Origin of the sequence: Candidatus Tisiphia endosymbiont of Mystacides longicornis, from assembly GCF_964031095.1 — a bacterium.
Classification (GTDB): Bacteria; Pseudomonadota; Alphaproteobacteria; order Rickettsiales; family Rickettsiaceae; genus Tisiphia.
Map to the genome: position 1 here is coordinate 1,631,526 of NZ_OZ035004.1, position 23,855 is coordinate 1,655,380.

Annotated in this window: 29 protein-coding genes; 13 read left to right on the plus strand and 16 right to left on the minus strand. The window is 32.5% G+C overall.

What is annotated here, in order from left to right; translation table 11 throughout:
- Positions 1-58: 58 nt before the first annotated feature.
- The gene (locus tag ACQH6S_RS08295; RefSeq protein WP_425360449.1) at positions 59-655 is read right to left on the minus strand and encodes a biotin transporter BioY; all 597 of its coding nucleotides are present in this window, start codon (positions 653-655) and stop codon (positions 59-61) included.
- Entirely contained in the window at positions 624-2,057 is a 1,434-nt protein-coding gene (locus ACQH6S_RS08300; protein ID WP_425360450.1) for a sigma-54-dependent transcriptional regulator, read from the minus strand. The genes ACQH6S_RS08295 and ACQH6S_RS08300 overlap by 32 nt, the downstream gene beginning before the upstream one ends.
- Positions 2,058-2,276: 219 nt before the next feature.
- Here ACQH6S_RS08300 and ACQH6S_RS08305 point away from each other — a divergent pair, with 219 nt between their 5' ends.
- From ACQH6S_RS08305 to ACQH6S_RS08315, 3 genes are read left to right on the plus strand one after another with little or no spacing between them, the layout of a single operon-like run.
- Entirely contained in the window at positions 2,277-2,780 is a 504-nt protein-coding gene (locus ACQH6S_RS08305; protein WP_425360451.1) for a helix-turn-helix domain-containing protein, read from the plus strand.
- Positions 2,774-2,980 carry a hypothetical protein gene (locus ACQH6S_RS08310; protein ID WP_425360452.1) on the plus strand — a complete coding sequence of 69 codons (207 nt, stop codon included), beginning with the start codon at positions 2,774-2,776 and terminating at the stop codon, positions 2,978-2,980. The genes ACQH6S_RS08305 and ACQH6S_RS08310 overlap by 7 nt, the downstream gene beginning before the upstream one ends.
- Positions 2,980-3,333, plus strand: coding sequence for a transposase (locus ACQH6S_RS08315; protein WP_425360915.1), 354 nt, complete (start codon positions 2,980-2,982; stop codon positions 3,331-3,333). The genes ACQH6S_RS08310 and ACQH6S_RS08315 overlap by 1 nt, the downstream gene beginning before the upstream one ends.
- A gap of 5 nt (positions 3,334-3,338) precedes the next feature.
- Here the strand turns inward: ACQH6S_RS08315 and ACQH6S_RS08320 are convergent, their stop codons facing one another.
- Positions 3,339-4,013 carry a tetratricopeptide repeat protein gene (locus ACQH6S_RS08320; RefSeq protein ID WP_425364522.1) on the minus strand — a complete coding sequence of 225 codons (675 nt, stop codon included), beginning with the start codon at positions 4,011-4,013 and terminating at the stop codon, positions 3,339-3,341.
- Between the two features lie 24 nt (positions 4,014-4,037).
- On the opposite strand from ACQH6S_RS08320, the gene ACQH6S_RS08325 reads away from it, so the two are divergent.
- Both ACQH6S_RS08325 and ACQH6S_RS08330 read left to right on the plus strand, forming a co-directional pair.
- On the plus strand, positions 4,038-4,388 hold the full coding sequence (locus ACQH6S_RS08325) for an IS630 transposase-related protein (RefSeq protein WP_425360020.1): 351 nt from the start codon (positions 4,038-4,040) through the stop codon (positions 4,386-4,388).
- Entirely contained in the window at positions 4,373-4,891 is a 519-nt protein-coding gene (locus ACQH6S_RS08330) for an IS630 family transposase (protein WP_425360021.1), read from the plus strand. Before ACQH6S_RS08325 ends, ACQH6S_RS08330 begins: the two co-directional genes overlap by 16 nt.
- Positions 4,892-4,905: 14 nt before the next feature.
- Here ACQH6S_RS08330 and ACQH6S_RS08335 read toward each other — a convergent pair whose 3' ends face one another.
- Positions 4,906-5,721 carry a hypothetical protein gene (locus ACQH6S_RS08335; RefSeq protein ID WP_425364523.1) on the minus strand — a complete coding sequence of 272 codons (816 nt, stop codon included), beginning with the start codon at positions 5,719-5,721 and terminating at the stop codon, positions 4,906-4,908.
- A 158-nt stretch (positions 5,722-5,879) separates the two neighbouring features.
- Between ACQH6S_RS08335 and ACQH6S_RS08340 the strand changes: the two genes are divergently transcribed.
- Both ACQH6S_RS08340 and ACQH6S_RS08345 read left to right on the plus strand, forming a co-directional pair.
- Positions 5,880-6,128 (plus strand): hypothetical protein, encoded by a 249-nt coding sequence (locus ACQH6S_RS08340; protein ID WP_341758049.1) that lies wholly within the window; start codon positions 5,880-5,882, stop codon positions 6,126-6,128.
- A gap of 302 nt (positions 6,129-6,430) precedes the next feature.
- Positions 6,431-7,540, plus strand: coding sequence for an IS66 family transposase (locus ACQH6S_RS08345; RefSeq protein WP_425364395.1), 1,110 nt, complete (start codon positions 6,431-6,433; stop codon positions 7,538-7,540).
- Here ACQH6S_RS08345 and tnpB read toward each other — a convergent pair.
- The 12 genes from tnpB to ACQH6S_RS08405 form a co-directional block, all read right to left on the minus strand.
- The gene (gene tnpB, locus ACQH6S_RS08350) at positions 7,537-7,890 is read right to left on the minus strand and encodes an IS66 family insertion sequence element accessory protein TnpB (RefSeq protein ID WP_341752109.1); all 354 of its coding nucleotides are present in this window, start codon (positions 7,888-7,890) and stop codon (positions 7,537-7,539) included. The two genes, ACQH6S_RS08345 and tnpB, sit on opposite strands and share 4 nt — an antisense overlap.
- Complete coding sequence (locus ACQH6S_RS08355) at positions 7,878-8,303, minus strand: hypothetical protein (RefSeq protein ID WP_341758053.1); 426 nt, start codon at positions 8,301-8,303, stop codon at positions 7,878-7,880. The genes tnpB and ACQH6S_RS08355 overlap by 13 nt, the downstream gene beginning before the upstream one ends.
- Before the next feature lie 54 nt (positions 8,304-8,357).
- Complete coding sequence (locus tag ACQH6S_RS08360; RefSeq protein ID WP_425364524.1) at positions 8,358-8,594, minus strand: hypothetical protein; 237 nt, start codon at positions 8,592-8,594, stop codon at positions 8,358-8,360.
- A 304-nt stretch (positions 8,595-8,898) separates the two neighbouring features.
- Positions 8,899-10,758 carry a molecular chaperone HtpG gene (gene htpG, locus ACQH6S_RS08365; RefSeq protein WP_375333716.1) on the minus strand — a complete coding sequence of 620 codons (1,860 nt, stop codon included), beginning with the start codon at positions 10,756-10,758 and terminating at the stop codon, positions 8,899-8,901.
- A 17-nt stretch (positions 10,759-10,775) separates the two neighbouring features.
- Positions 10,776-11,102 carry an A1G_07140 family DUF167 domain protein gene (locus ACQH6S_RS08370; protein ID WP_375333717.1) on the minus strand — a complete coding sequence of 109 codons (327 nt, stop codon included), beginning with the start codon at positions 11,100-11,102 and terminating at the stop codon, positions 10,776-10,778.
- Between the two features lie 489 nt (positions 11,103-11,591).
- Positions 11,592-13,439, minus strand: a complete 1,848-nt coding sequence (locus tag ACQH6S_RS08375; RefSeq protein ID WP_425364525.1) for an AAA family ATPase — start codon at positions 13,437-13,439, stop codon at positions 11,592-11,594.
- A 159-nt stretch (positions 13,440-13,598) separates the two neighbouring features.
- Entirely contained in the window at positions 13,599-15,107 is a 1,509-nt protein-coding gene (locus ACQH6S_RS08380) for a replicative DNA helicase (RefSeq protein WP_425360175.1), read from the minus strand.
- A gap of 4 nt (positions 15,108-15,111) precedes the next feature.
- Complete coding sequence (gene trxB / locus ACQH6S_RS08385) at positions 15,112-16,044, minus strand: thioredoxin-disulfide reductase (protein ID WP_425360174.1); 933 nt, start codon at positions 16,042-16,044, stop codon at positions 15,112-15,114.
- A gap of 21 nt (positions 16,045-16,065) precedes the next feature.
- Positions 16,066-16,944 carry an alpha/beta fold hydrolase gene (locus ACQH6S_RS08390; RefSeq protein WP_425360173.1) on the minus strand — a complete coding sequence of 293 codons (879 nt, stop codon included), beginning with the start codon at positions 16,942-16,944 and terminating at the stop codon, positions 16,066-16,068.
- Between the two features lie 9 nt (positions 16,945-16,953).
- Positions 16,954-17,883 (minus strand): AEC family transporter, encoded by a 930-nt coding sequence (locus tag ACQH6S_RS08395; protein WP_094649051.1) that lies wholly within the window; start codon positions 17,881-17,883, stop codon positions 16,954-16,956.
- Positions 17,884-17,974: 91 nt separating this feature from the next.
- A complete protein-coding gene (locus ACQH6S_RS08400; protein WP_425360172.1) occupies positions 17,975-18,835 on the minus strand; it encodes a ribonuclease D in 861 nt (286 codons plus the stop codon).
- 328 nt (positions 18,836-19,163) lie between these two features.
- Positions 19,164-19,310, minus strand: a complete 147-nt coding sequence (locus ACQH6S_RS08405) for a palindromic element RPE2 domain-containing protein (protein ID WP_094649049.1) — start codon at positions 19,308-19,310, stop codon at positions 19,164-19,166.
- Between the two features lie 156 nt (positions 19,311-19,466).
- Between ACQH6S_RS08405 and ACQH6S_RS08410 the strand changes: the two genes are divergently transcribed.
- From ACQH6S_RS08410 to ACQH6S_RS08435, 6 genes are all read left to right on the plus strand, one after another.
- The gene (locus ACQH6S_RS08410) at positions 19,467-20,339 is read left to right on the plus strand and encodes a TIGR01459 family HAD-type hydrolase (protein ID WP_094649048.1); all 873 of its coding nucleotides are present in this window, start codon (positions 19,467-19,469) and stop codon (positions 20,337-20,339) included.
- Between the two features lie 110 nt (positions 20,340-20,449).
- Complete coding sequence (locus ACQH6S_RS08415) at positions 20,450-21,655, plus strand: CCA tRNA nucleotidyltransferase (RefSeq protein WP_425360171.1); 1,206 nt, start codon at positions 20,450-20,452, stop codon at positions 21,653-21,655.
- Between the two features lie 49 nt (positions 21,656-21,704).
- On the plus strand, positions 21,705-21,968 hold the full coding sequence (locus tag ACQH6S_RS08420) for a hypothetical protein (protein ID WP_425360170.1): 264 nt from the start codon (positions 21,705-21,707) through the stop codon (positions 21,966-21,968).
- Positions 21,969-22,012: 44 nt separating this feature from the next.
- Positions 22,013-22,453, plus strand: a complete 441-nt coding sequence (locus ACQH6S_RS08425) for a nucleotidyltransferase substrate binding protein (protein WP_094649046.1) — start codon at positions 22,013-22,015, stop codon at positions 22,451-22,453.
- Positions 22,454-22,455: 2 nt separating this feature from the next.
- Positions 22,456-22,869 carry a nucleotidyltransferase domain-containing protein gene (locus tag ACQH6S_RS08430; RefSeq protein ID WP_425360169.1) on the plus strand — a complete coding sequence of 138 codons (414 nt, stop codon included), beginning with the start codon at positions 22,456-22,458 and terminating at the stop codon, positions 22,867-22,869.
- Between the two features lie 88 nt (positions 22,870-22,957).
- The gene (locus tag ACQH6S_RS08435) at positions 22,958-23,827 is read left to right on the plus strand and encodes a metal ABC transporter substrate-binding protein (protein ID WP_425360168.1); all 870 of its coding nucleotides are present in this window, start codon (positions 22,958-22,960) and stop codon (positions 23,825-23,827) included.
- Positions 23,828-23,855 lie beyond the last annotated feature (28 nt).

The following is a 23,855-nucleotide window of genomic DNA, read 5'->3' on the forward strand; positions in this document are numbered from 1 at the left end:
GTCCTAGATTGCTTTGTCGTTACTAAAGTGCCTCCTCGCAATGACCTTGTTATTTGAATCATAAAATAGTATTCTTTCTGCCTTTTACATAAGAATATGTAGAAGAAAATATTAGCATCTTTACTAAGCCACTCGGTATAAATATTATAAATCCACTATAAATAGCTTGTTTAATTCCTATAAATGTTGCTAACCAACTAACTCCCCAAAAGTAAATTATAAGGTGTCCTATAAGACAAGTACAAAATATACTCAAATAACGTGAGTATGTTCCAGTAAATCTTTCAGAAAACTTACTGTTAAGTATACTCATCACAGGAGTAGCGATTAAATATCCTATCAGATAACCACCTGTTGCACCAAACAAAATATGTAAACCACTTGATAGCTTTGCAAACATTGGTAGCCCTGCCACGCCAATTGTAATATAAGCTAAAACCGTAGCAAAACTAAGTCTTGGGCTATAAGTAACAGCAATAATACAAATCACCACAGTTTGCATGGATATCGGCACTGGTTTAAGAGGAATAACGATTTGTGAGCCAGCAAATAGAGCGGCTACCCCCAGCATTACTTTAGCAATTACAAGATAGTTATTAGCTATGATAGTTGGTAAAGTTGTTTTATTCATAATTGTCATAAAAATCCTCGTCATTAAATTTATTACTAGGAATATGTAAATTGAGCAATTTCAATTTACGATGTAATGCTGAACGTTCCATACCTACAAAGGCTGAGGTTTTAGAAATGTTATTATTAAATCGATTCATCTGAGCAGCTAAATACTGCCTTTCAAAAATCTCTCTTGCCTCTCGGAGCGGCATGATCATTATATCAACATTATCTTCCTGCTTTGCAGAACTAGAATCAGTAACTAAAATTTCTGGTGGTATCATAGTTGGTTTGATCGTTGTTGGTTTGATCGTTTGATTACTATTTGAAGATAGCGGATTCATAATTAAAGTCCACTCTATTACATTACGTAATTGCCTTATATTACCTGGCCAACTATAAACTTGAAAAGCTGCAATTGTTTCATCAGAAAATTCACGTGTTTTTAAACCAGAAAACTTAGAAAGTTGTTTAACAAAATACTTCACTAATGCAGACATATCATCTTTTCTATCATATAAAGATGGAATTTTTAGGGAAATAACATTTAATCGATGATATAAATCCTCCAGGAGTTCACCTTTACTTATCTCTTCTTGTACAATCTTAGAAGTTGCAGCAATAACCCGTATATCTAGTTTTATTGCTTTACTTCCTGGCTTATGAAACATTTGGTCTTGCAAAAATTTAAGTAATTGTACTTGTGCCGAAATTGGTAAACCACTAATTTCATCTATGTACAGAGTGCCATTATTTGCTATTTCTAATATCGAAGGACGTCTAATATCCTGGTTATCTATTCCTTTAAATAATTCTTGATGAACACGGTCAGGCTCCATACCTACTGGACTAAAGGTTACGAAAGGTGTATTAGCCCTTTTTGATTTTTTATGAATTAATCGAGCAGCTAGTTCTTTACCGCTGCCAATTTGCCCTTGAATAAATACTCTACTAGTCGCCAAAGCGGCTTTTTCAATATCAGACTTAAGTTTGCCTGTAATATGAGAGTTACCTATAAGTTCAGTTTTATCAATAACTTTTGATTTTAGATCAAGATTCTCACGCTTTAACTTAGTTGTTTCACAGGCTCTTTTTAATAAGATCAATAGCTTATCATGACTAAATGGTTTTTCTAGATAATCATAGGCACCCATTTTGATAGCATTTACTGCAGTTTCAATATTACCATGCCCGCTAATAACTATCACAGGCATTAGAGGATAACGTTTTTTTACTATCTCCAAAATTCCAAGCCCATCAAGCTCACTACCCTGTAACCAAATATCTAAAATAATTGCTGCTGGTGTTCTTTCTTGGAGTATTTTAAAAGCCTGAATACTATTAGCAGCAGTCTTGGTAGTAAATCCTTCTTCTTTTAAAATATCTGAGACTAAATCTCTAATATCTGCTTCATCATCAACAACAAGAACATCTATAGACATCAAATTTTCCTAAAAACTAATTATTGAAATTATAGGTTAATAGCTAATAAAAAAGAAATCAACTAATTTTTATAACATTTTTGCCACATAACCAAAACTATATAGGCGAGTAACCCACTCCCATTGCTGAGAGCAAGTCCTCTAAGAACCGAGCTTATACCAATTGAAATAGTTAAGGAGGTATATTATAATATGGGAATATAAACTTGAGCAGGTAGTAAAATGGCAAGAACATTAATATTACCAAAAGGTTTTCATGAGCATGATTTCATATACCTAATGAAAAACGAGTCGCACGGAAGAAATCGCATACGCTTATTAGCAATGCATCACCTGCAATCAGGCAAGTCATTGAAAACTGTATCGATAATAGTTGGATCGCACTGGAAAACAGTACAATCTTGGCTTAGAAGATTTAGAAACTCTAGCTTTGATGGATTATTTGAATCGCATAGGAGTGGTGCGTTTAAAAAATTCAATAGCTTACAAGAATCTTTTTTGTCTGATAAAATAAATATGTTGAGTGAAAGTAAGACAGGTGGTTATATAACAGGAAAGGAATTACATAATATGTTATTTGAAACATATGGTATTAAATGTAGTTTAAAAACAGTTTATAACACTATACATCGACTTGGTTTTAGCTGGATTACTTCTCGTTCAGTACACCCAAAATCTAATCAAGCAACTCAAAATACATATAAAAAAACTTCGCCAATATGCTAAAAGTATTATTACCAAAAGATATTGATTGGAGTAAGGTTGACATTTGGTCACAGGATGAAACTAGAATTGGGCAGCAAGGTAGTTTAAGTCGCATATGGGCTAAACGTGGGAGCAGACCTAGGAAAGTAAGCAACAACAATTTATCTCAACATACATCTATGGAGCTGCTTGCCATGATACGGGCGAATCTTTTGCGTTAATTTTACCATATACCAATACTGATTCAATGAATAAGTTCTTAGATGAATTTTCTTTGACTATTGATTCTGGTAGGCATGTTGCATTATTAACAGATAATGCCGGGTGGCATGCAGCGAAAAAATTAATTATTCCAAGTAACATTACCTTGGTACCGCTTCAGCCATACGCACCGGAATTAAATGCGATGGAACAAATTTGGCAGTGGATCAAAAATCACTTCCTATCTAATCAATGTTACGGTGTATACGAAGATATCGTTGCTAATGCTTGCTATGCCTGGAATCAACTTAGTAAAAATGTAACTTTAGTAAAATCAATTATGTATAGAGAGTGGATTAATATACCGCGTTAATTATTTCAATTGATATCACATACTACCTCGCCAAGTAAATTTTTGGTGAATTCTTCATCTACCAAGTAATAATTGTAAAAATCCTGCTCCTGTGCTTTGGTGGCAAAATCTTGCCCTTGAGCAGCGGCATTAAGCATAATATTAGCAATTTTATTGTAAGCCGCAACCTTAAAATTCTTATCATGACTTAGGCTGAATGCATGGTGATAATATGTTTTAGCTTTTTCAAATAAACCTATAGACTCAAAATACTCAGCTTGTTTTAGCATTATATCGGGATTCTCTTGATCTTGTTTTAACCATGCTTTAAAACAGGCTTTTATCTTAAACTCATTATTAACTACTTTATAGCAGTCAATCGCCTTAGCATATTCACCCTTGTTAAAAAATAGTTGCCCCAATTCTTCATATATTTTTGGTAGATGGCTATTGGCATCTATAGCTTTTGCATAGTAAGCCAATGCAGATTCATTGGCACCATCATGCTCAGCAATACTAGCTAAGCAACTATAGGCTATAGCCTTAAGATTCTTGCAAGCAGGAGAGTCTTGATAATTTTCTAGATATTTTATAGCTTTATGATAATATTCTGGGTCAGATTGGTTTTCATCAATATTCAAACTACTAACTTGATACTCAAGATTTTCTGTTATAGTTAAACCCGTTGAATTAGATGACATTATATGGTATAAATAAGAGAAAAAATGTCAACAAGCCCATATAGTAAAGATTTAAGAAAAAAAGTAATAAGTTATATAGAAAAAGGTAATAGTCAAAGAGCGGCTGCCAAGATATTCGATATACATAAAAATACAATTAGTCGCTGGAACGTAAGGAAGAGAAAGGAAGGAACGATATTAGCAAAAGCTAGAGTAGGTTTTAAAAGTAAAGTTGATAAGCAAAAGTTAGCAAATTTTGTAAGAAATAATCCAAATATGAGATTACAAGATATTGGTAAAGAGTTTGGAATTGCGAGGTCTCAAACTGGAAGGATATTAAAACAGCTAGGTTTTAGTTATAAAAAAAAACCTTTACCTACATGGAGTCAAGTGTAGACAGACGAGCTGAATATTTAGAAGAGATCAATAAATATGATAAAGGGCAAATAGTGCATATTGATGAAAGCGGTATAGATACAGGTATTTGCCAAGATAGAGGCTGGAGTAAAACAGGAGAATTACTGATTGGAAAGAAGAGTGGGAAACACTATCAAAGAACTAATATCATAGCTGGCTTGGTAAACAATCAATCAATAGCTCCTTTTGTTTTTAATGGAACGTGCAATACAGAGTTATTTAATAATTGGGTTGAGAAGTTTTTAATTAAAGAGTTAAAAGCAGGACAAGTTGTAGTGATGGATAATGCTAGTTTCCATAAATCAAAGAAAACAAAGGAATTAATAGAATCAGTTGGTTGCAAGCTTATTTTTTTACCGCCATATTCACCAGACTTAAATCCCATAGAGAAGTTTTGGGCTAATATGAAACGATGGATTAAAAATAAGGTAACAGAAACCAGCAAATTATTTGAAATTATTACTATGTTCTTTGTCACCTAATTTTATGGGTTTAACTATACCTTAGCATGGCAAGCTGTTATTAACTCTGCAATTTTTGCATGATCAGGCAAATTAGCTCCACAGACATTAGCGAAGAATTTCACATATTCATATTGCTGCTGTAAGCAATAACCGTAATCTTGTATCTGATGCTGAAGCTGAGAATTATCAAAGTCAGCATATTCAGCAAAAAGTTCTACTGCTATCTGGAAAATCATTAAGGCATCTGGTATCTTATCTATTTGATTATAGTTAAGCACTTTTTGCAATCTTGATAATAACTCCAACTCTGGAAAATATTCACCTTCACTATGTTGCTTTAATTCATTGTAATTAATTGATGACGGAACCAAATCTTTGACAATCGCATAATTTTCGGAAAATGCATTGAGTGGATTAACATTTAAGCAGTTAGTGGCATCAGCAATAGCCTTCACTATCACCTCTAATAGTTGGTTAAAATTATTACTCGCAGTATTTAACAGATGCGATGAACACTCCATAGCTTTCTTTGAAATAGCTATGTCGACCATCTCACTATTAGCGTCAGAATATGTGGATGATTTGTCTATTTCTGCAAGTAAGTCAGGTACAGTTAACTCACCTTCTTCAGTTGGTTTATAGAATAGATGTATTGAATTACCATCTTTGAGCTTACTAATCAGTTCCTTACATTTCTTTGTTGCTCCTTGGTTATATGTTAATATGTTATCTATAGATTTTTGGATATTCTGAATGTTCTTGTTTGGTGGTACATGAGTAACTACTAAAAATATGCTACCACCCTCTATAGACTTAATATCCTTAAAACTTTTGTATACTTGCAGCAAAACTGCGTAACACTATCTAATTTCTTTGCTAGTATGAATTTATTGTATAAATTTGGATTTCTACTATGCAAATATCACCGATTAATAAAAAACAGATTAATAAAAAAACTAGTTGAAAAAGTAGCAGTCATATTATAATATTTGAAATATTAATAATAATGATAATTAATCAAATGAAAAAACCAAAAGTAGCGACCTTAAGTGCTGAAGAACGAGAAGAACTAATACAGCATGTCAAGGAAAGTTCATTAACGGGAGATGAACAGCAAACGATAGTAGAGCTTGTGAAATTTTGTAACGAGCTAATAGACAAGCTAGCATCATCAAATATCAGTATAAATAAGCTTAAGGAAATGCTGATTGGTTTTAAGGCAGATCACAAAAAAAAGATAGTTCAGATTCATTAAAAGAACCGCCAGGTGAATCTGATAACGGGAATGGTGGTAATGAAGGAGAGTGCGATAAGCCCAAAAAGATAGATCGTAGTAATTGGCAAGGTAAATATGGGTTTGATGATTATAAGGATGCGAATACCAGCTATTTAACTCCTGAGAATTTTTGTAGTGGTGATAGCTGTCCTCACTGCTATAATGGCAAACTATATAATAGTGAAGCTAGAAAATTGCTACAATTTACAGGTAATGCTCCAATTACAGTCAACAGATATGTAAAGAAAACGTTACGCTGTAATGCTTGCGATTATACAGTTATGAACAATAAAAATATCAACAAATGGACAAATAGTAGCAGAAGTGCAATAGTGTTACAAAAGACCTATGGTACTCCTTTCTACCGTTTATCTAGGCTACAGAGTTTAAGCGGGGTTCCTATAGCATACAGCTCGCTCTGGCAACAATATTTAGATGTTTGGCAAGAAGGTGGTGGAGCTGAAATTTACGGGGTATTATTGGAAATGGCTGCCGAATGTAGTTCACTGAACCTTGATGATACTAGAGCTAGGATTTTAGAAATTACTATAGCCAATAAAAAATTACGTACTCAAAATAAGAAAGGACGCAGCTGTTATACTACTACAATATGTGCTAAGACTGCAAATAATGAGGTAATAGTTTTATATTTTACCGGTAATAGGCATGGTGGAGAAAATATAGGTAACGTACTAAAGAATCGTAAGAATAGAACAGATTCTATCCAATTAATGACTGACGCAAGTAACAATAATAACCCGGTATTATCAGAAGCAGATAAAGAATTACTGGCAATAATAGTGATGATCAATTGTTTGTCACATGGTCAGAGAAAATTTACAGAAAATGAACTATATTACCCTGAAGAATGCGGATATTTTCTCAAACAAACACGTGGGATTTACCACAATGAACATCAATGTAAAGAGATGAGTCCTGAAGAGAAACTTGGGTATCATCAGGAACATAGCAGTAAATATATAGAAAACATATATAACAAAATAGACGAATTATTTAACGACAAGAAAGTTGAGCCTAATAGTAGGCTTGGACAAGCTATGAAATATTGGATAAATAATAAAGAAGGTTTGACCCAATTTTTAAAAATCCCAGTTAGCAATCTTGATAATAATTGGGCTGAGAGATCACTGCGTACCATTATTTTACAAAGGAAGAATTCATTATTCTTTAAAACAATCAATAGTGCTGAGATACATAGTGGTCTGTATAGTATAGTAAAGACTTGTAGTGAGAACGAGATCAATGCCTTTAAATATTTAAATTGGCTACAAGAGCATAGTAGCAAAGCAAAGAAGCATCCTGAGGATTATACGCCTTTTGCCTATGCAAGATATATGAATAATACGGAATTAATCGAGACAGCAGCTTAAACGACAGGAAGCCAATCATTAGAGAATTTGGCAGAACTAGGATCGCCATTATGAATAAGAATGTGTAAGGTTCTATAACAAATTTGGTAAGATGAATTATCAGATGGGAAAAGTTTTGCCGTAAATTTACCTTTGGATAGGCGTTTAGAGCATAGCCAAAAGCCTTGACCGTCAAAGGACAAAATTTTAATGGCAGTTCTGTTTTTATTATAGAATAAAAACAAGGAACCATTAAGAGGGTCAGAAGAAAGTTTTTGTCTACAAACAGCGATTAAGCCATCGATACCCTTGCGAAAATCGATGGCAATAGTGGCAACAAAAATAACTGACGCCGGGGTTAGTTGCAGCATAAAAATGTCTGAATTATAGTTTTTGGCTCTAGTGTTTGGATAATAAGCTTGGTACCATTTGGTTTAATAATGTGACAAGTATAGTGATTTTGCTTGGGAGCAGCTACAGGATCGGTATCTATAGAATTTACTAGTTGAAATGGGAGAAAATTAATATTTTGTTGTAGGGATTGATTTGAAGTTGAGACAGAAGAAGTTTTGATGGTAGGTTCATGGGCTTTTTTAGTTGAACTAATTGTTGCTTTATTAATATTAAGATGTTTAGCTATCTCTTGGTAAGAATAATGATGGAGTAATTGGTGAACTAATTCCTTTAGATGGTTTGGTATAGGATCAAACTTATTAGTTTTAGTTTGACGCCAAGCTTTAAATTGCTGAGCTACTTGCTCAATAGTAATCGATGGTATTTGCATAGTATGAAACCCAAATGTATAAAAAATTCATACTAACAAAAAAATTAGATAAAGTTATGCAGTTTTGCTGCAAGTATACGCAAGTTGGGTTTTTCCCATGCCGCTGGTGCCTATAATACTTGCTTGTCGATATTTAATTAAATTATTCTTAAGTAGATTTAATTGTTTGACATGATTAACAAAGTAAGTAACTGGTGCAACAAAATTAGATAGCTGGTTAGCTATTTGATTCTGGGCAAATGAATTAAGAGGCATTATTAATAATATTAATAGTATCAAATATTTATTCATTATATTTTGCTAATAAAAGGTTTCAGGAAAATTTAATTAATATTAACATATTCATTACCTAGATTACAATCAAAATTATTACTATTAAAAATAGAAAAGCCTCCGCATAGTTTATAACTTACCTTACGCATAAACCCCATAACAATTTAAAAATTCCAAAAAAGTACAAGACGTCGTTGCGAGACCACGTAGTGGTCGTGGCAATCCACATTCATTAGATTGCTTCGTCGCCACTAAAAGTTGCTTCTCGCAATGACGCCAAGCTATTTTCTATATGACTTTTAAATGCCGTGCGTCAGGTGGTTTATAATATAGCTTTTTGTACAATATCATTGAGTCTTTTTGCAAATTCACCAGTATCATTGACTGGCTCACCTTCTAGAATACATGCTTGATCATACATTAATTTCACCAACTCCTCGTTAGCATAGTCTCTACTATTTGAGATTATACCAGCGTTAATTTTCTCAATAATTTTATGCTTAGGATTTAACTCAAGTATTTTAGCCGATGATGCCATTAACTGTTTTTGCTCAATTAAAAATCTTTCCATACGAATATCCATAGCTCCATCACCAACTACCAGACAAGCAGGGCTTAGAGTAAGTTTTTTAGAAATCCTTACATCTTTTACTAAATTACCTAATATTTCTTTAAAATATTCTGTTAATTTAGCGTACTCGTCCTTGTCTTCTTTTGTCTCTTCAGTTTTTTGCTCAGATTTTTCTAAATCAATATCACTCCTAGTAACGGATTTAATTGCATAACCCTTATAGCTACTATTAACATTAACCCAAAAATCATCAACTGTATCAGTAAACAGAAGTACATCTATATTTTTACTTAAGAATCCTTCTATTTGAGGGCTAGAAAGTAATTTTGCTGAATCATCGCCGCTAAGATAATATATAGTATTCTGTCCTTCTTTAAAGTTACTAATATAATCGTCAAGGCTAATCATTTTACTTAAAAGACTACTTTTAAATATACAGGTCTCAAGCAATTTATCATGATCACTAGTTGCCTCACACAATCCTTCTTTTAAAGCAGCACCAAAATTGCTCCAAAAATTGCTATATTCCTCTATAGACTCATCTTTTTTCTTTTTGAGTTCACCTAAAACTCTTTTGGTTATTGCTGACTTAATCTTCTCTAAAGTACTATTATGCTGCAAAGATTCACGACTAATATTAAGAGGTAAATCCTCTGAATCTACTACCCCTCTTAGGAATCTTAGGTAAGAAGGTATTAAATCTACATTCTCATCAGAAATAAAAACTCTCTTGATGTATAATTTCACTCTCCTCTTACGATCAGGGTGAAATAAATCGAAAGTCTTAGTTGATGGAATAAATAACAAATTAGTAAATTCAACCGTACCTTCATTTTTATTATGAATAGTTAACCAAGGATCATCCATCGAATAAGACAAAGCTTTATAAAATTCTTTATATTGCTCAAAAGTCAAATCAGATTTAGGTCTTGTCCATAATGCTGAAGCTGAGTTAAGTTGTATTTCATTATTAGTTGATTCATCAATAAAATATATAGGTATGGCTATATGATCAGAATAGCTTTTAACTATATGCTTCAATCTAAAGTGATCAATGTAACTATCTTCTTCTGGCTTAACGTGAATAACCACCTCAGTTCCCCTGGTAAAATCATGGTCAAAATCATCAACCATATATTCTCCAAGACCATCTGACTGCCAAACATAAGATTTCTCTTCTCCTGCTTTTCTTGAGGTAACAGTAATATTATCAGCAACCATAAAAGCTGAATAAAACCCAACGCCAAATTGCCCTATCAACATACTGTCTTTTTTAGCATCTCCAGACATGTTGTTTAAGAAATTTCCTGTACCAGATTTTGCAATAGTTCCTAGATTATCGATCAAATCTTCTCGGTTCATACCAATACCATTATCTCTAATAATAATCTGCTTTTTATCTTTATCAATTCTCACAGTAATTTTAAAGGTAGGATCATCTGCAATAAGTTTTGCGTCACTTTGTGCTAAATACCTTAATTTATCACAAGCATCAGAAGCATTCGATATTAACTCACGCATAAAAATCTCTTTATTAGTATAAAGAGAATGGATCATTAAGTTCAAAATCTTACCAACTTCAGCGTCAAACTTCTTTTTTTCTTGGGTCATAGTCAAGTCCTATAATACTATTTAATGTTATTAATATAGTGTTTTAAATGCAAATTTAAATAGTCTAATTCAATATTTTTTATTGCTAATAATTTTAAGCTATTAGTCCAACCTAATATTATCTCAAAATTATTTTTATTAATTTTCCATTTTTTAGATAGAAAATTGATAATAGAATGGTTAGCCTTACCATCCTCTGGAACTGATTTTATAAATAATTTTAGATAATGTTTATCATTAATTATCATAAACTCACCTATCTTATCTGCCTTTGCATTAGCTTTAACCTTAAGAGCAAGAACGGCTACCTTATTATCTGGGTTATAGTTAAAAAATTGGGTCATGTTTACTCTAATGATTTGAGTATATACTAATTATAATGTACACTAAGTGTTTTATAAAAAATATTTTTATTCAGGTATTTTTTACATACTTCGTTGGAAGAGATTTTAGAGGTAATCATGGCAGTTTAAAAGTTGTATGTGGTCAACGTCTATTTGCGAGGAAGACCGTAAGTCAACGAAGCAATATATGACTTCATGGATTGCCACGCTCACATACGTTCGCTCGCAATGACGAGTTATAGGCTTATATGTCATTGCGAGGAGCTACTTTAGTAGCGACGAAGCAATCCAAAAATACTGAAATAGATTGCCCATAGCCATAGCACCCAATCCTCCTAAATTGACTATAGTTTACAACAACAAATGTCAACAGGTGTTTCTTATGGAGAACAGCTTGTTTACGATATTGAAAGATTAAAAAGGCATTTCCCTGCTGTTCCTGTTTATGTAATCCTGGTTGATATAGGGGAAAATATATAATCACCACTATTAAATTTTATCATTCTGATATTCTAGAGCCACTTCCTTACCGCAAAAAGCCATAGCGATTTTGATGATTTTCTGAACATGAGAGTATTCTTTTATTTTAGCCTCATATCGTTTTTTTGCTATTTGCTCTAGCCCTTCTCTGGCAACAGATTCTAAAATATCAGGAGATTTACATATTTTATATTCAATAATAATAGCATTGTCACTTTTACCTATCTTGGGTAGTAGCACAATATCCGCCCTACCGCTACCGGTTTCTCTTTCACTGTCTATTATGTAGTCAGAAGCTAAGGTATTAATCAAACCTAGCATAAAACCACTATAAAATAGCTCAGCTTTTTTCTCGCCTGTTTGATAAAAACTAGTAGCATTTAACAATAATTCTTGCAATCTTTCTTTAAACTGTTCTATTTTACCTGCCGGCAACAAAGTAGCAAAAGAATAATATCGAAAATGATCAATTTGTAACTGATCAGTTACCCATTGGAGCATTCTGGCATTATATATATATCGTACCTCTTTATTTGGTACCGACAATTCGTAAATATCTTCTTCTGGTTTTTTAGCAACAGGGTTTAAATAACCGCTAAATAACAACAAGCTAAATAATCCTACTGGTTTGTTGATATCAGCAAAACTAATTTGTTTGACAATCGGTGAGATAATAGCCTTTCCGGCAGCTAAGCTCTGTAAATCTTCCTGCATCTCATCTGATAACAATGCTTTATCAACAAGCCCAGTGCCACCGCTATCAAGCCAATAATGATCAAGTTTGCCTTTATGAGCCAAACATTGCATAATTGACCATGGATTATAGATGATCTCCCCACCAAAACTATAGCCATTATACCAAGCTTTAATTTTTTCAGGATTAGTTGCTGTTGGTACTTTTGCTAACAATTCATCAACTTCTGCTTGAGTAAAACCATAGAACTTAGAAAATTCTTCATCAAGCAAGCTATACTCACTAACATTATTCAAATCCGAAAATAAATTAGCTTTAGCAACCCGTAATATACCAGTAATTACCCCTTTTTCTAAATAAGGATTAGTTTTTAAACTACTGCCAAACATCCCGCGAAACATTTCAAGTACCTGTTCAAACTCTTCTGGCTTGTTACCAAATTTAATGTACGAACTATTGATCGGTGTGTCATATTCATCGATCAATATATAAACTTTTTGACCAAAATGTTTGTACAATACTTCACTCAAAACCCGTAAACTATCTTTTAAGTCTTCCTTATCAAGCTTTCCTGTAAAATATCGATTTAACTTTTCCTTTTGTGCCTCATCTAGTAAATTTTCATCTGTTGTTATATAACGCTTTAAGTATCGATGGTTTGTAAACAGATTAGTTACTTGATTTTTTATTCCATTCTCAATTTCCTGGTAGTTACTGCCTTTAACATCTTTAAGATTTATAGAGATGACTGGAAATTGACCTTGTTGAATCATGGCAAATTCATTACCGTTAATCTTTAAAGGTTCTAAAGTCCTTTTTCCTTTAATGCCTAAATCTACTGTACCACCTGTAAATAGCTTGTTATTTACTCTATCCTCTTCAGGTAAAGGCATACCTCTCTCATCCACCTCTATCTCAAAAAATTTCTGGAGCATGTTCATATTCAAGCTCTTACCCCACCGCCTTGGTCTGGTGATTAGGATTACTTCTCCACTATCTTCCAATAATTCTTTGATCATTAGGCTTTTATCAACAAATACATCACTATTTAGCAATAACGTCTCAAAATTATCGGTACCTATCCTCATTCTCAGTGGTTTATTGTTATTTTTAACAATATTAGTTTCTTTGGTTGATATATTATCAAAAAATTCTACTGTCATATTAGAAATATATTATAAACTTTATTAAGTAAATAATAGCACAAGCAAGCTATCCTAGCGAATAGAATATTGGAGATAAATTTTTTACATCATACGTATAATTTAACCTAATTAATTATTATTAATAGTTAAATTCAAAATAAAAAATAATACCAATGCTCAAAGATCATTGGATACTTGCTGTCCATGTAATTTTTTTTCTAAATTACTAAATTTTGAATATCGATTGTTATAGTGAAGCTGAACATTGCCAACAGGACCATTACGATGTTTTGCTATTAGAATATCCGCAACATTATATACCTGATTTAACTTACTTAACCACTCTGCGTGTTTTGCATCACCCGCCGAAGGTTCTTTACGGGTCAAATAATATTCTTCTCGATAGATAAACATTACTATATCAGAATCTTGTTCAATAGATCCAGATTCCCGCAAGTCAGACAACATCGGCTTTTTATCTTCTCTAAGTTCAACAGCTCTAGATAATTGTGATAAAGCAATTACTGGAATGTTTAATTCTTTGGCTATCGCTTTTAATCCTTGAGTAATTTCCGAAATTTCATTTACTCTATTATCTGACTTGTTTATTCCTCTAATTAATTGCAAATAATCGATAAATAATATACCAAGATTATGCTTACGCTTCATTTTTCTAGCCCTAGTACGAATGGCCGCAATGGATAAAGCTGGTGTATCATCAATAAAAAATGGTAATTCAGAAAGAGTGATAACTTCCTTGCGTAATCGATTATAATTCTCTTCCGTCACATGACCTGATTGAAGAGCCGATGAGTCAATTTCAGTATGCATCGAAAGAAGACGAGTAGTAAGCTGCTCAGATGACATTTCAAGAGAGAAAAACCCTACTGATTGCCCTTCTTTTTCTTGTCCGTTATTTTTCAGATGTATAGCCTTACAAGTATTTATCGCAAGATTCATAGCAAAAGCTGTTTTCCCCATTGATGGACGTCCAGCAATGATAACTAAGTCTGAGTTCTGAAAACCTGATAATTTATGATCCAAATCAATTAAGCCGGTAGAAATACCTATTACATGATTAGAATTCTTCATGGCTCTGTTAATACTAGCTAGAGACTCTGAGAGAGATAGCCCAATTTTAACAAAGCTCTTATCATTCACTCCTTCACTAGCAAGGTTATAAAGCTTACCTTCTGCATGTTCTATTTGCTGACTTGAATCATATTCTAAAGAAGCATCATAAGCATTATTAACTACCTCTTCCCCTATCTGAATTAAATTACGCCTTATTGCCAAATCATAGATTATTTTTCCGTAATCTAGTGGATTAATTACCATCATTGACAGAGTGACTAATTTATTTAAATAGTCACTACCACCTAATTGCTGAAATAATTCATCTTTTTCTAACATGCTTCTAAGCGTTACTGGAGTAGCGATTAAGCCTTTTTCTGTAATAACTTCAATAGAATTATAGATTTTTTGATGTAGTGGCTCAAAAAAATGATTTGGTCTTAGGAATTCTGAAACAATATTGTAGTAATCATGGTTAACTAAAATTGCTCCTATTAACATTTGCTCAGCTTGAACGTTTTCCGGTAAAGTTCGAGCAACAGGCATGACTATACCTGACTCATTCGAGCCGTTTAACTTATCTGCTTTATCAATCGCTTTACTACGAGCCATAAATTTAATGGTTTAAAAACTTTTCTGCTTCTAAAGCTGCCATACATCCAGTACCAGCAGCAGTAACTGCTTGTCTAAAAATTTTATCTTGTACATCTCCAGCGGCAAAAACACCTCTAATACTGGTTTCCGTTGAATTTGGTTTAGTAATAATATAATTATCACTATCTATATCTAGTTGTCCTTTGAACAAACTAGTATTTGGCATATGCCCAATCGCTATGAATATACCAGTACAGTCAATTGAGCTAACCTCACCTGTTTGGGTATTTTCTAGCCTAGCTGAGGTAACTGATTTAGGATTATCAGTACCGATAACTTCAACCAGTCTATGATTCCAAACGACAGATATTTTAGGATTTTTAAATAATCTGTCTTGTAAAATTTTCTCGGCTCTAAAACTATCCCCGCGATGCACAATAGTCACCTGACATGCATGATTGGTTAAATATAATGCCTCTTCAACAGCACTATTACCTCCACCAATAACTAATACGTGCTGATTTTTGAAAAAGAAACCATCGCAAGTGGCACAAGCTGAGACCCCATATCCTTTGAATTGTCCTTCGGAAGGAATATTAAGCCATTTTGCTTCCGCCCCGGTACATATTATAAGACTATCCGCCCAGTAAATTATACCAGATCCAGTGGTCACCACTAAGGGTTTTTTTGATAAATCTACCTTTTCTACATAATCGTAGATAATTTCTGCCCCAACATTTTTTGCCTGCTGAGTCATTTGCTCCATTAACCAAGGACCTTGCACCGGATCAGCAAAACCTGGATAATTTTCAACATCTGTCGTAATGGTTAGCTGCCCACCTGGCTGCATACCATGTAATAATATCGGATTTAGTGCTGCCCTAGCTGTATAGATTGCCGCACTTAAGCCAGCAGGACCTGAACCTATAATAAGTACTTTAGTAGAAATAGTCATAATTAATATCCTTGTCAAAAATTATCTAGCCAAGCCATCTAACCAGAATTTTATATAGTTAATTTGATCACTAGTCATTAACGAAGGTACATGACCAGCATAATCAACAACAAAAAGTTCCAGCTCTTTATTTTTTTTCATTTGCTCAATAGTAGATTGTTGTAAAATATCAGACTTAGCTCCATGGATAACCAATAATTTACAAATAATTTTATTCCATATAGCCCACATATCAACATTTTTTTGCTTACTCGTATTAGCACTCATACCATGTACTATGTTAGGATCATAATTCATTTTATATTTTCCATCTTGAGTCTTTATAAAACTATATTTGGTAAGATAATCCCAATCTTCCTCACTACTAATACCAAATTGGCTATATATTAGCTTTAAATGTTGCTTGGCACTAGCTAAATCAACAAATAAGGGTACTTGACCTGCATATAGACCAATTTTAACTAAAGGGGATGACGGAATAAAAGGACCTATATCATTGACAATCATGGCTTTGATAAGTTTGTTATATCGACTAGCTAGAACCATACCAATTATTCCGCCCATGGAACTACCAAGCCAAATACAGTTCTTAATACCTAACTTCCTTAGAAACAGTACTGTATCTTTTATATATACTGGATAGTTATAATGCTCTTTCTTTTTAAAAACATCACTATTTCCACGCCCTGGATAATCTATAGCAATTACTCGAAATTTATCACTTAATGCCATAGCAATTTTATCAAAATCATGAGCATTTCTAGTCAAGCCATGGGCACAGACTATGACATTTTTATTATTAGGGTTGCCAAATTCAAGATAAGCCAGCTTATGAGATGGGATATATTGTGAGCCAAACCAATTAATATACGGTCCAACTTGGATGAATTTTTGTATCATCTATTCTAATTAATTCAAATCGCTTAAAAATATACTTACCATAAATGGTATATATATTACACTAAAAATTAGGGAAAGGAATACTGTAGTAGCAACTTTTTCTGGATGGAATTTTTGTAGACTTGCTATAACAATCAGATTGGCTGCCATAGGGGCAGTGGCAAGAAGCCTAAAAGCATTGTAATAATTCTCATCATACCATCCTAAAACAAATTTATCTAAAAGGATAAATAAGTTAATTCCTATTGGATAAAATAGAAATTTTGCCATAAAAGTGGCAACAGTAAACTTTATGTCTATTTCAAATTTTTGCAAAGTTGAAAGAGCTAAACCAACCATAACCATACCAAGTATAGAAAATGACCCTCGCATATTATATATAAAATCATCTAAAAAATCAGGTAAAGTAAAGCCAGCGAAACTAAATAAACAACCAAGTAAAAAACCATTTAAAATTGGTAGCTTTACAACTTTCAAGATACTTTCACTACTATTGGCAAAACTTCTGGCACAAATATAAAATCCCACCGAGCATTCAAAAATATTTACACCTATAACTGCCATCATATAGATACTTAAAACATAATCATCAAAGAGAGCAGCAGCTATTGGTAACATAAAATAACCACCATTAGCGGTACCGGCAGATAATGCTATAATGTTTCGTGTATGATCAGACCAATATCGTCCAAAAAAATAGTAGGAAAATATTGATAAGGAAGTAGCAATAAAAAAAATAACTACAGTAACGCTTAATGATGATAAAGTTAAAGTAGTACTGGCAGGAATAGCAAAAAAAACAATAGGAGATATAAAATAGAATAACAACGAAGCTATACTATCTCTTTCAACTTTAGAATATCTTCCTGCTAGGAAACCAATTACTACACTCAGTAAGACAGAAATGGTTTTAAAAAAAACTATACTAAACATTGCCATGCAATAAAGCCAGAATATATAAGATTTCTGTTTTAGTCAACCTTTGAGAAAATAGCAATTTTATTTTACAATTAATATAAATAAAGTGTCTTTATTCACCTAATTCTTGTATTGCAAGACACAGATCTGCTAATTGAGTTCTATATTTTTGCTTACTAAGGTAGCGACCATTTAGTTTAAGATTTTCAAAATCTTTGTTACTGGTAGGTAAATGTTGACAAATCTTTACTAATTCCTCATCACTAATAAAATGTCTCCTTGGTAAATCTATGGTACTTGCTTGTTCTTCCCGATAAGCTGCCATAATTTTCATTTTATTAATAAAAAACTCTGAATGATTATGGAATCTGACTTTTTGCCAAGCCTTTTTTGTATCAACAATATAATTTTCAATATTAAGCAAAGATTTTATTTGCTCGTCATATTCATTTTGCAGATTATTATCTTGGATTATTGATTGTAATATTTTGTAAATCGGTTCTAAATATTCAACATCTTTAATAGCATAATCTAGCAGATTAGCACTAATGGGACGTTTTAACCAATCAGATCTTTGGTAAGTTTTATCAATATGAACGAAGCAAATTTTACTGCATATATCCGAATAACTTAAATGTTTACCAAAATCACAAATACCAGCAGCAATTTGTATGTCAAAAACATTTCTTGGCAATTTCTTAAATAAATGATAAAATATCTCAAAATCCTCTCTAGGAGCGTGAAATATTTTAAGAATTTTCTCGTTCAAAAATATTTCGTTAAGAGGCGAAAGATCCAAATCACATAAAGTGTCAATTATCACTTTGTGACTACTAGTCATGATTTGTATTATGCTAAGCTGAGCAAAATAAGTATTCTTACGCAAAAATTCAGTATCAACACTTATAGTCTTACAATCCAATAACTGCCGACAAAATTCGTTTAATATTTTTTGATTATCAATAATCAGCATTTTTGAAGTATTAGTAATTAAATTGCTCTTGATCTAAAGGATTTACGTAATTTAGTGTTTTTCCATGCTTATTCGTGGTTATACTCAAAGAATAGCTTAACAGCTTTGCAGCACTTTGTCAAATGATGGAATCATTAAGCAGCATATATATTGACTATAGCAACAACAAAATTGAATTTTCCTGTATCAAGACTAATAAAATTATTATATAATAGCATATATCTCTCGATATATTTAATGTTTACGATTGTAAGTGGGCGTGCAAAAGCATCCCAATCAACTATAAAAAGGTCTCGGGGGTTTGAAGAGTACCAAGATCCATTCGGTCTTAAAACCAATTGCTATAGTCAATTGATGGGAAGTTGGTGACATCGTCGCTCAATGCTCGCCTATTACTTATAGGCGTCGCTCCATCGTTCCTAGCACCAAACTCCCCTGAATTTACTATACAAGGTTGCTCACGCTCGCAAAGCAATAGTCATTATTATGGCTATTGCTGAACGCCCCATTAAAAGCAGTATAAATCATTATTTACATTGACTTTAATATCTATTATATCATACTTTTAACTTACAACTGCTTCGTTGCTAATAGCGAGGCTATAAAAATTTCATATAGAGTGTACACAATAATGACAAAACTAACTTTTAGAGACGTTCCATCTACAATGGATGATTATGATGTTTTTTTATTTGATCTTTGGGGAGTGGTAGTAGAAGGCAATAAGATTTACCCTGGGGTAGTTGACAATATTAACAAAATAATTAAACAGCAAAAGAAGGTTTTTTTTGTTACTAATGCTCCACGCAGCAGAGCTTTCTTATTTAACAAGATTAATAAGATTTGGGGTATTAACACAACGGAAAAAATGGTTTTTAGCTCTGGTGAAGTAGCCATCAATATGATACTAGAAAGTGATAAAAGATTTGGTATCAAAACCCCTGTGGTTTATCATCTTGGTCAAGATGACAATGATTTGCTGAATGAATTGCAGACACCTATTACTACAAACATAGATGAAGCTAATATCTTTTTGTTAACGCTCCATCGCGATGCAGGAAAAAATTTAAATTTAGATGAGTTTGATGATTTATTTAAAACTGTAGTAAAAAGAAACATAATTACTATATGTGCTAACCCAGATCTTGGAATTATGCAACAGGGTGTACAAAGATATTGTTCTGGATATTTTGCTGAAAAAATAAAGCAATTTGGTGGAAAGGTAATTTACAGCGGTAAGCCACATCTAGAAATATATCATACCGTATTAAACCAACTACCCGGTGTCCCATTGAACCGGATTCTGATGATAGGCGATACTTTCTTTACTGATATTTTAGGAGCGAATAACCTGGGAATTGACTCTGCTTTAGTATTAACAGGTAATACGACAAAGTTTCACAACCAACATCCTACTATTGAAAAAAAACTACAGCATCTGCAAATTGCCGCAACTGAGCAGGGAGTAATACCAAATTTTGTGATTAAATTGACTACAAACTAATGCCATTGCGAGAAGGAGAAGCCGACAATGCAATCCATTTTTCTGCCACCCATGCGTAAGCAGGGGTCTAGATTCCACACCGAAGCGAGAATGACAATAGTGGAACTATAATGAATATTATAACAAGAGAATTATCTATTCAATCCAATTATTACAAAGAAATTTTGTCAATAATTAGACTAGGTGGTGGAGTGGCAAGGGTTGTCGGGGGAGCTGTTCGTGATGCTATCCTTAATGTTGTCAATTATGATATTGATATAGCAACCAATTTATTACCGCAGCAAGTAACAGATATTTTATCAGCAGCCAACATTAAGGTTATCCCAACTGGCATAAAATACGGTACAGTTACAGCTTTATTAAATAATGAAACATTTGAGATTACTACACTTAGAAAAGACATGAAATGTGATGGTCGGCACACGGAAGTTGTTTTTACTGACGATTTTATGGAGGATGCTGCTAGAAGAGATTTTACTATTAATGCACTAAGTTATTGTCCATTTGAGCATAAAATTTATGATTATTTTGGTGGAATAGATGATTTACAACAATCAAAAGTAATATTTATCGGACAAGCATTTGCACGAATTCAGGAAGATTTTTTACGTATCTTACGTTTTTTTCGTTTTTCCTGCTATTATGCAAGACAATTAGACCTTAATGGGTTAGATGCTTGTATTAAATTGCGAGAAAATCTTAAATTATTATCAAAAGAACGGGTAAAATGGGAGATGGACAAATTGATTATCTCAGATAATAGTCCAAATATTTTGCAGCAAATGTTTGATAATGGCATATTGCAAATAATATTACCAGTTAGTAAGTTTGATAAAAAACCTTTGATGGAAGCAATTAATTGCGATTCCTTAGAGCCTTACGCTAGATATTCACTTTTATTCTACCACATAAAGAACTTATCACTAAGTGATTTATTAAATTTAAAATTTTCTCGGCAACAAGCAAACAAAATCATTACTATATATAGGTTTATAAATCAAGAAATCAACGAATTTACATTACGAGAAATTTGGTGGGAAACTGCAGATTATCCTGCTAATTATCTACAATGTATAAATATCTTGCTATCATTAAGCAAATTAAACAGAGCTACAGCAAATAAATTTCTAGATACATATAAATCCAAACCACGACCAATATTTCCAGTAAATGGGCATGATTTACAGAAAATAAATATTCATGGTAAAGATATTGGCACAGTGATAGGTAAATTAAAAAAATCCTGGATAGAAAGTGATTTTACGCTTAATAAGCATCAATTACTTGAATTATACTCAAATGATTTGAAGAATTAGAATAATTATCATACAATAAATTCTTAAGGCACTAAATTAGGAAAATGCTATGAATCAAAATCAACAAGTGAAAGTAATAGGTAACAACGGTCAACTATCGCTTGGCAAAGTATTTGCAGGACAAATGGTATTAATCGAACAATTAGATAATGGTACATGGATCATTAAGACAGGAGAATTTATTCCAACCTCAGAAAAGTGGTTATATCAAGGAAATACCTTGACTAAAATAGATAAAGCATTATCGTGGGCAGAAAGAAATCAACCAAAAGATAACTTGGAAGAAATTGTTGAGAAGATTGAACATGTCTAAAATAAAAACTTCAAAAGAATTAAGCTATTAGATACAGAGTTAATATGACTATACTTAGTAACTTAGAAAAACCTCGTTGGTTATATCGTTTTGATAATTTTAAACGTGCTTTTGCTTTATTACGTGAGGCTATATATATAATGCGAGAACGTAAGGTAAGCCAGTTAGAACAAGAAGGAATTATTCAACGTTTCGAATATACATGGGAATTGACATGGAAAGTGCTTAAAGATTATCTGGAATATAAAGGTGTTGTACTGGAAACCGTTACCCCAGCTGCTGTAATTAAAGCATCAATAGCTGCTAACTTAATCAACAATGGTGAAATATGGATGGATGCTCTAGATTCTCGTAATAAAATGTCACATACTTATGACTTCAAAAAATTTGAGAAGATTATTATAGATATTGAAAAAAATTATTATCCTGAATTAGAGAGCATGAATCTAAAAATGTTGGAACTTGCAGCAGAATATAGAAGGTAAAGATGTCTAACCATGGATTAAGTGCAAAACAATTAAATACACTGCGTAGTATTTTGTTGCCCTTCTCAGAGAAAATCGATCGTGTTGGTTTATTTGGTTCACGTGCTACTGGTCTTTACCGTCCTAACTCCGATATTGACTTAGTAATTTATGGCTCACTTGATGAGAAGACTATGGATCGTATATTTACGCTACTTAATGACAGTAATTTACCAATCAAAATAGACTTACAAGTTTATGATTTGATCACCTGTTCTCCTCTTAAGGATAATATTGATAATAATATGTTGTTGTTATTTACACATGATCATTTTATAGTCAATTCAGGAGAATTTGGGGCTAGGAACGATGGAACGACGCCTATAAGTAATAGGCGAGCATTGAGCGACAAACGTTCCCAACTTCTCATCAATTGACTATACAGATAAAAATCAGTGTTTATAGTAGTAAACTAAAGTCTGTTAGTGAACAAATTATTTATTCATCATAAAAAATTAAAAAAAAATGAAAATTAATATTAGTGCTAGCATTTTTATTGCTATAATTATCATATTATTTAATTATGGAGCTTTTGCCAGTAGAAGTAAGGTGAAAATTGTTACTAGTATCACCCCACTAGCAAGCATTATAGCGATGTTAGTGAAAGACCAGGCAGAAATTGTTGCTATTGCCAATAACAATGATTGTCCGCATCATTATAATTTAAGACCTAGTGATCTTAAAAAAGTTAAAAATGCAGATATTGTATTTTATATAGATGAGCAATTTGATGGCTTTGCTGGCAAATTAATGAATGGTCATAGTAAAAATGTCATTAAAATTAGTAATTTTAATGGGTTAAGAGTTATTAGTAATAATTCTTATGATAATTGGCATATTTGGCTTGATTTAGACAATGTAAAACTATTATTAGAACAATTATTTCAGGTATTATCTCAACGATTTCCTGAGATTAGTTCAGCTATTTACCAAAATCTTGAAGAAGCAAAAAAACAAATAGAGGAGCTTACGAAAATCAAACATCAAAGATTAACGTCTTTAACAGACGTTATCTTACTTAGTGACAGTCTAGAATATTTTTTTAATAATAGCCAAAAAAATGTTGCAAGATTATATAGCTCTGATCAGAAAAGCCTGAGATATATCAGTAATCTTGAGCATTTATTAAGCATGTCCAATAGTAAATGTTTATTACTAAGTACAGAGCAAGATGTTGCTCTTTATAAAAATTTTAAAGTAGAAGTAGTGGAGGTTGAAAGTGAGAATTGGCAAGCGACTAATATCAATAGTGATTTATTTTATAATCAATATTTAAAAATAATTAATCAAGTGTCTAAATGCTTAAACAACAATTCTAATCATTCGTCACTGTGAGGAGGTGTAAGCCTTCGAAGCAATCTAT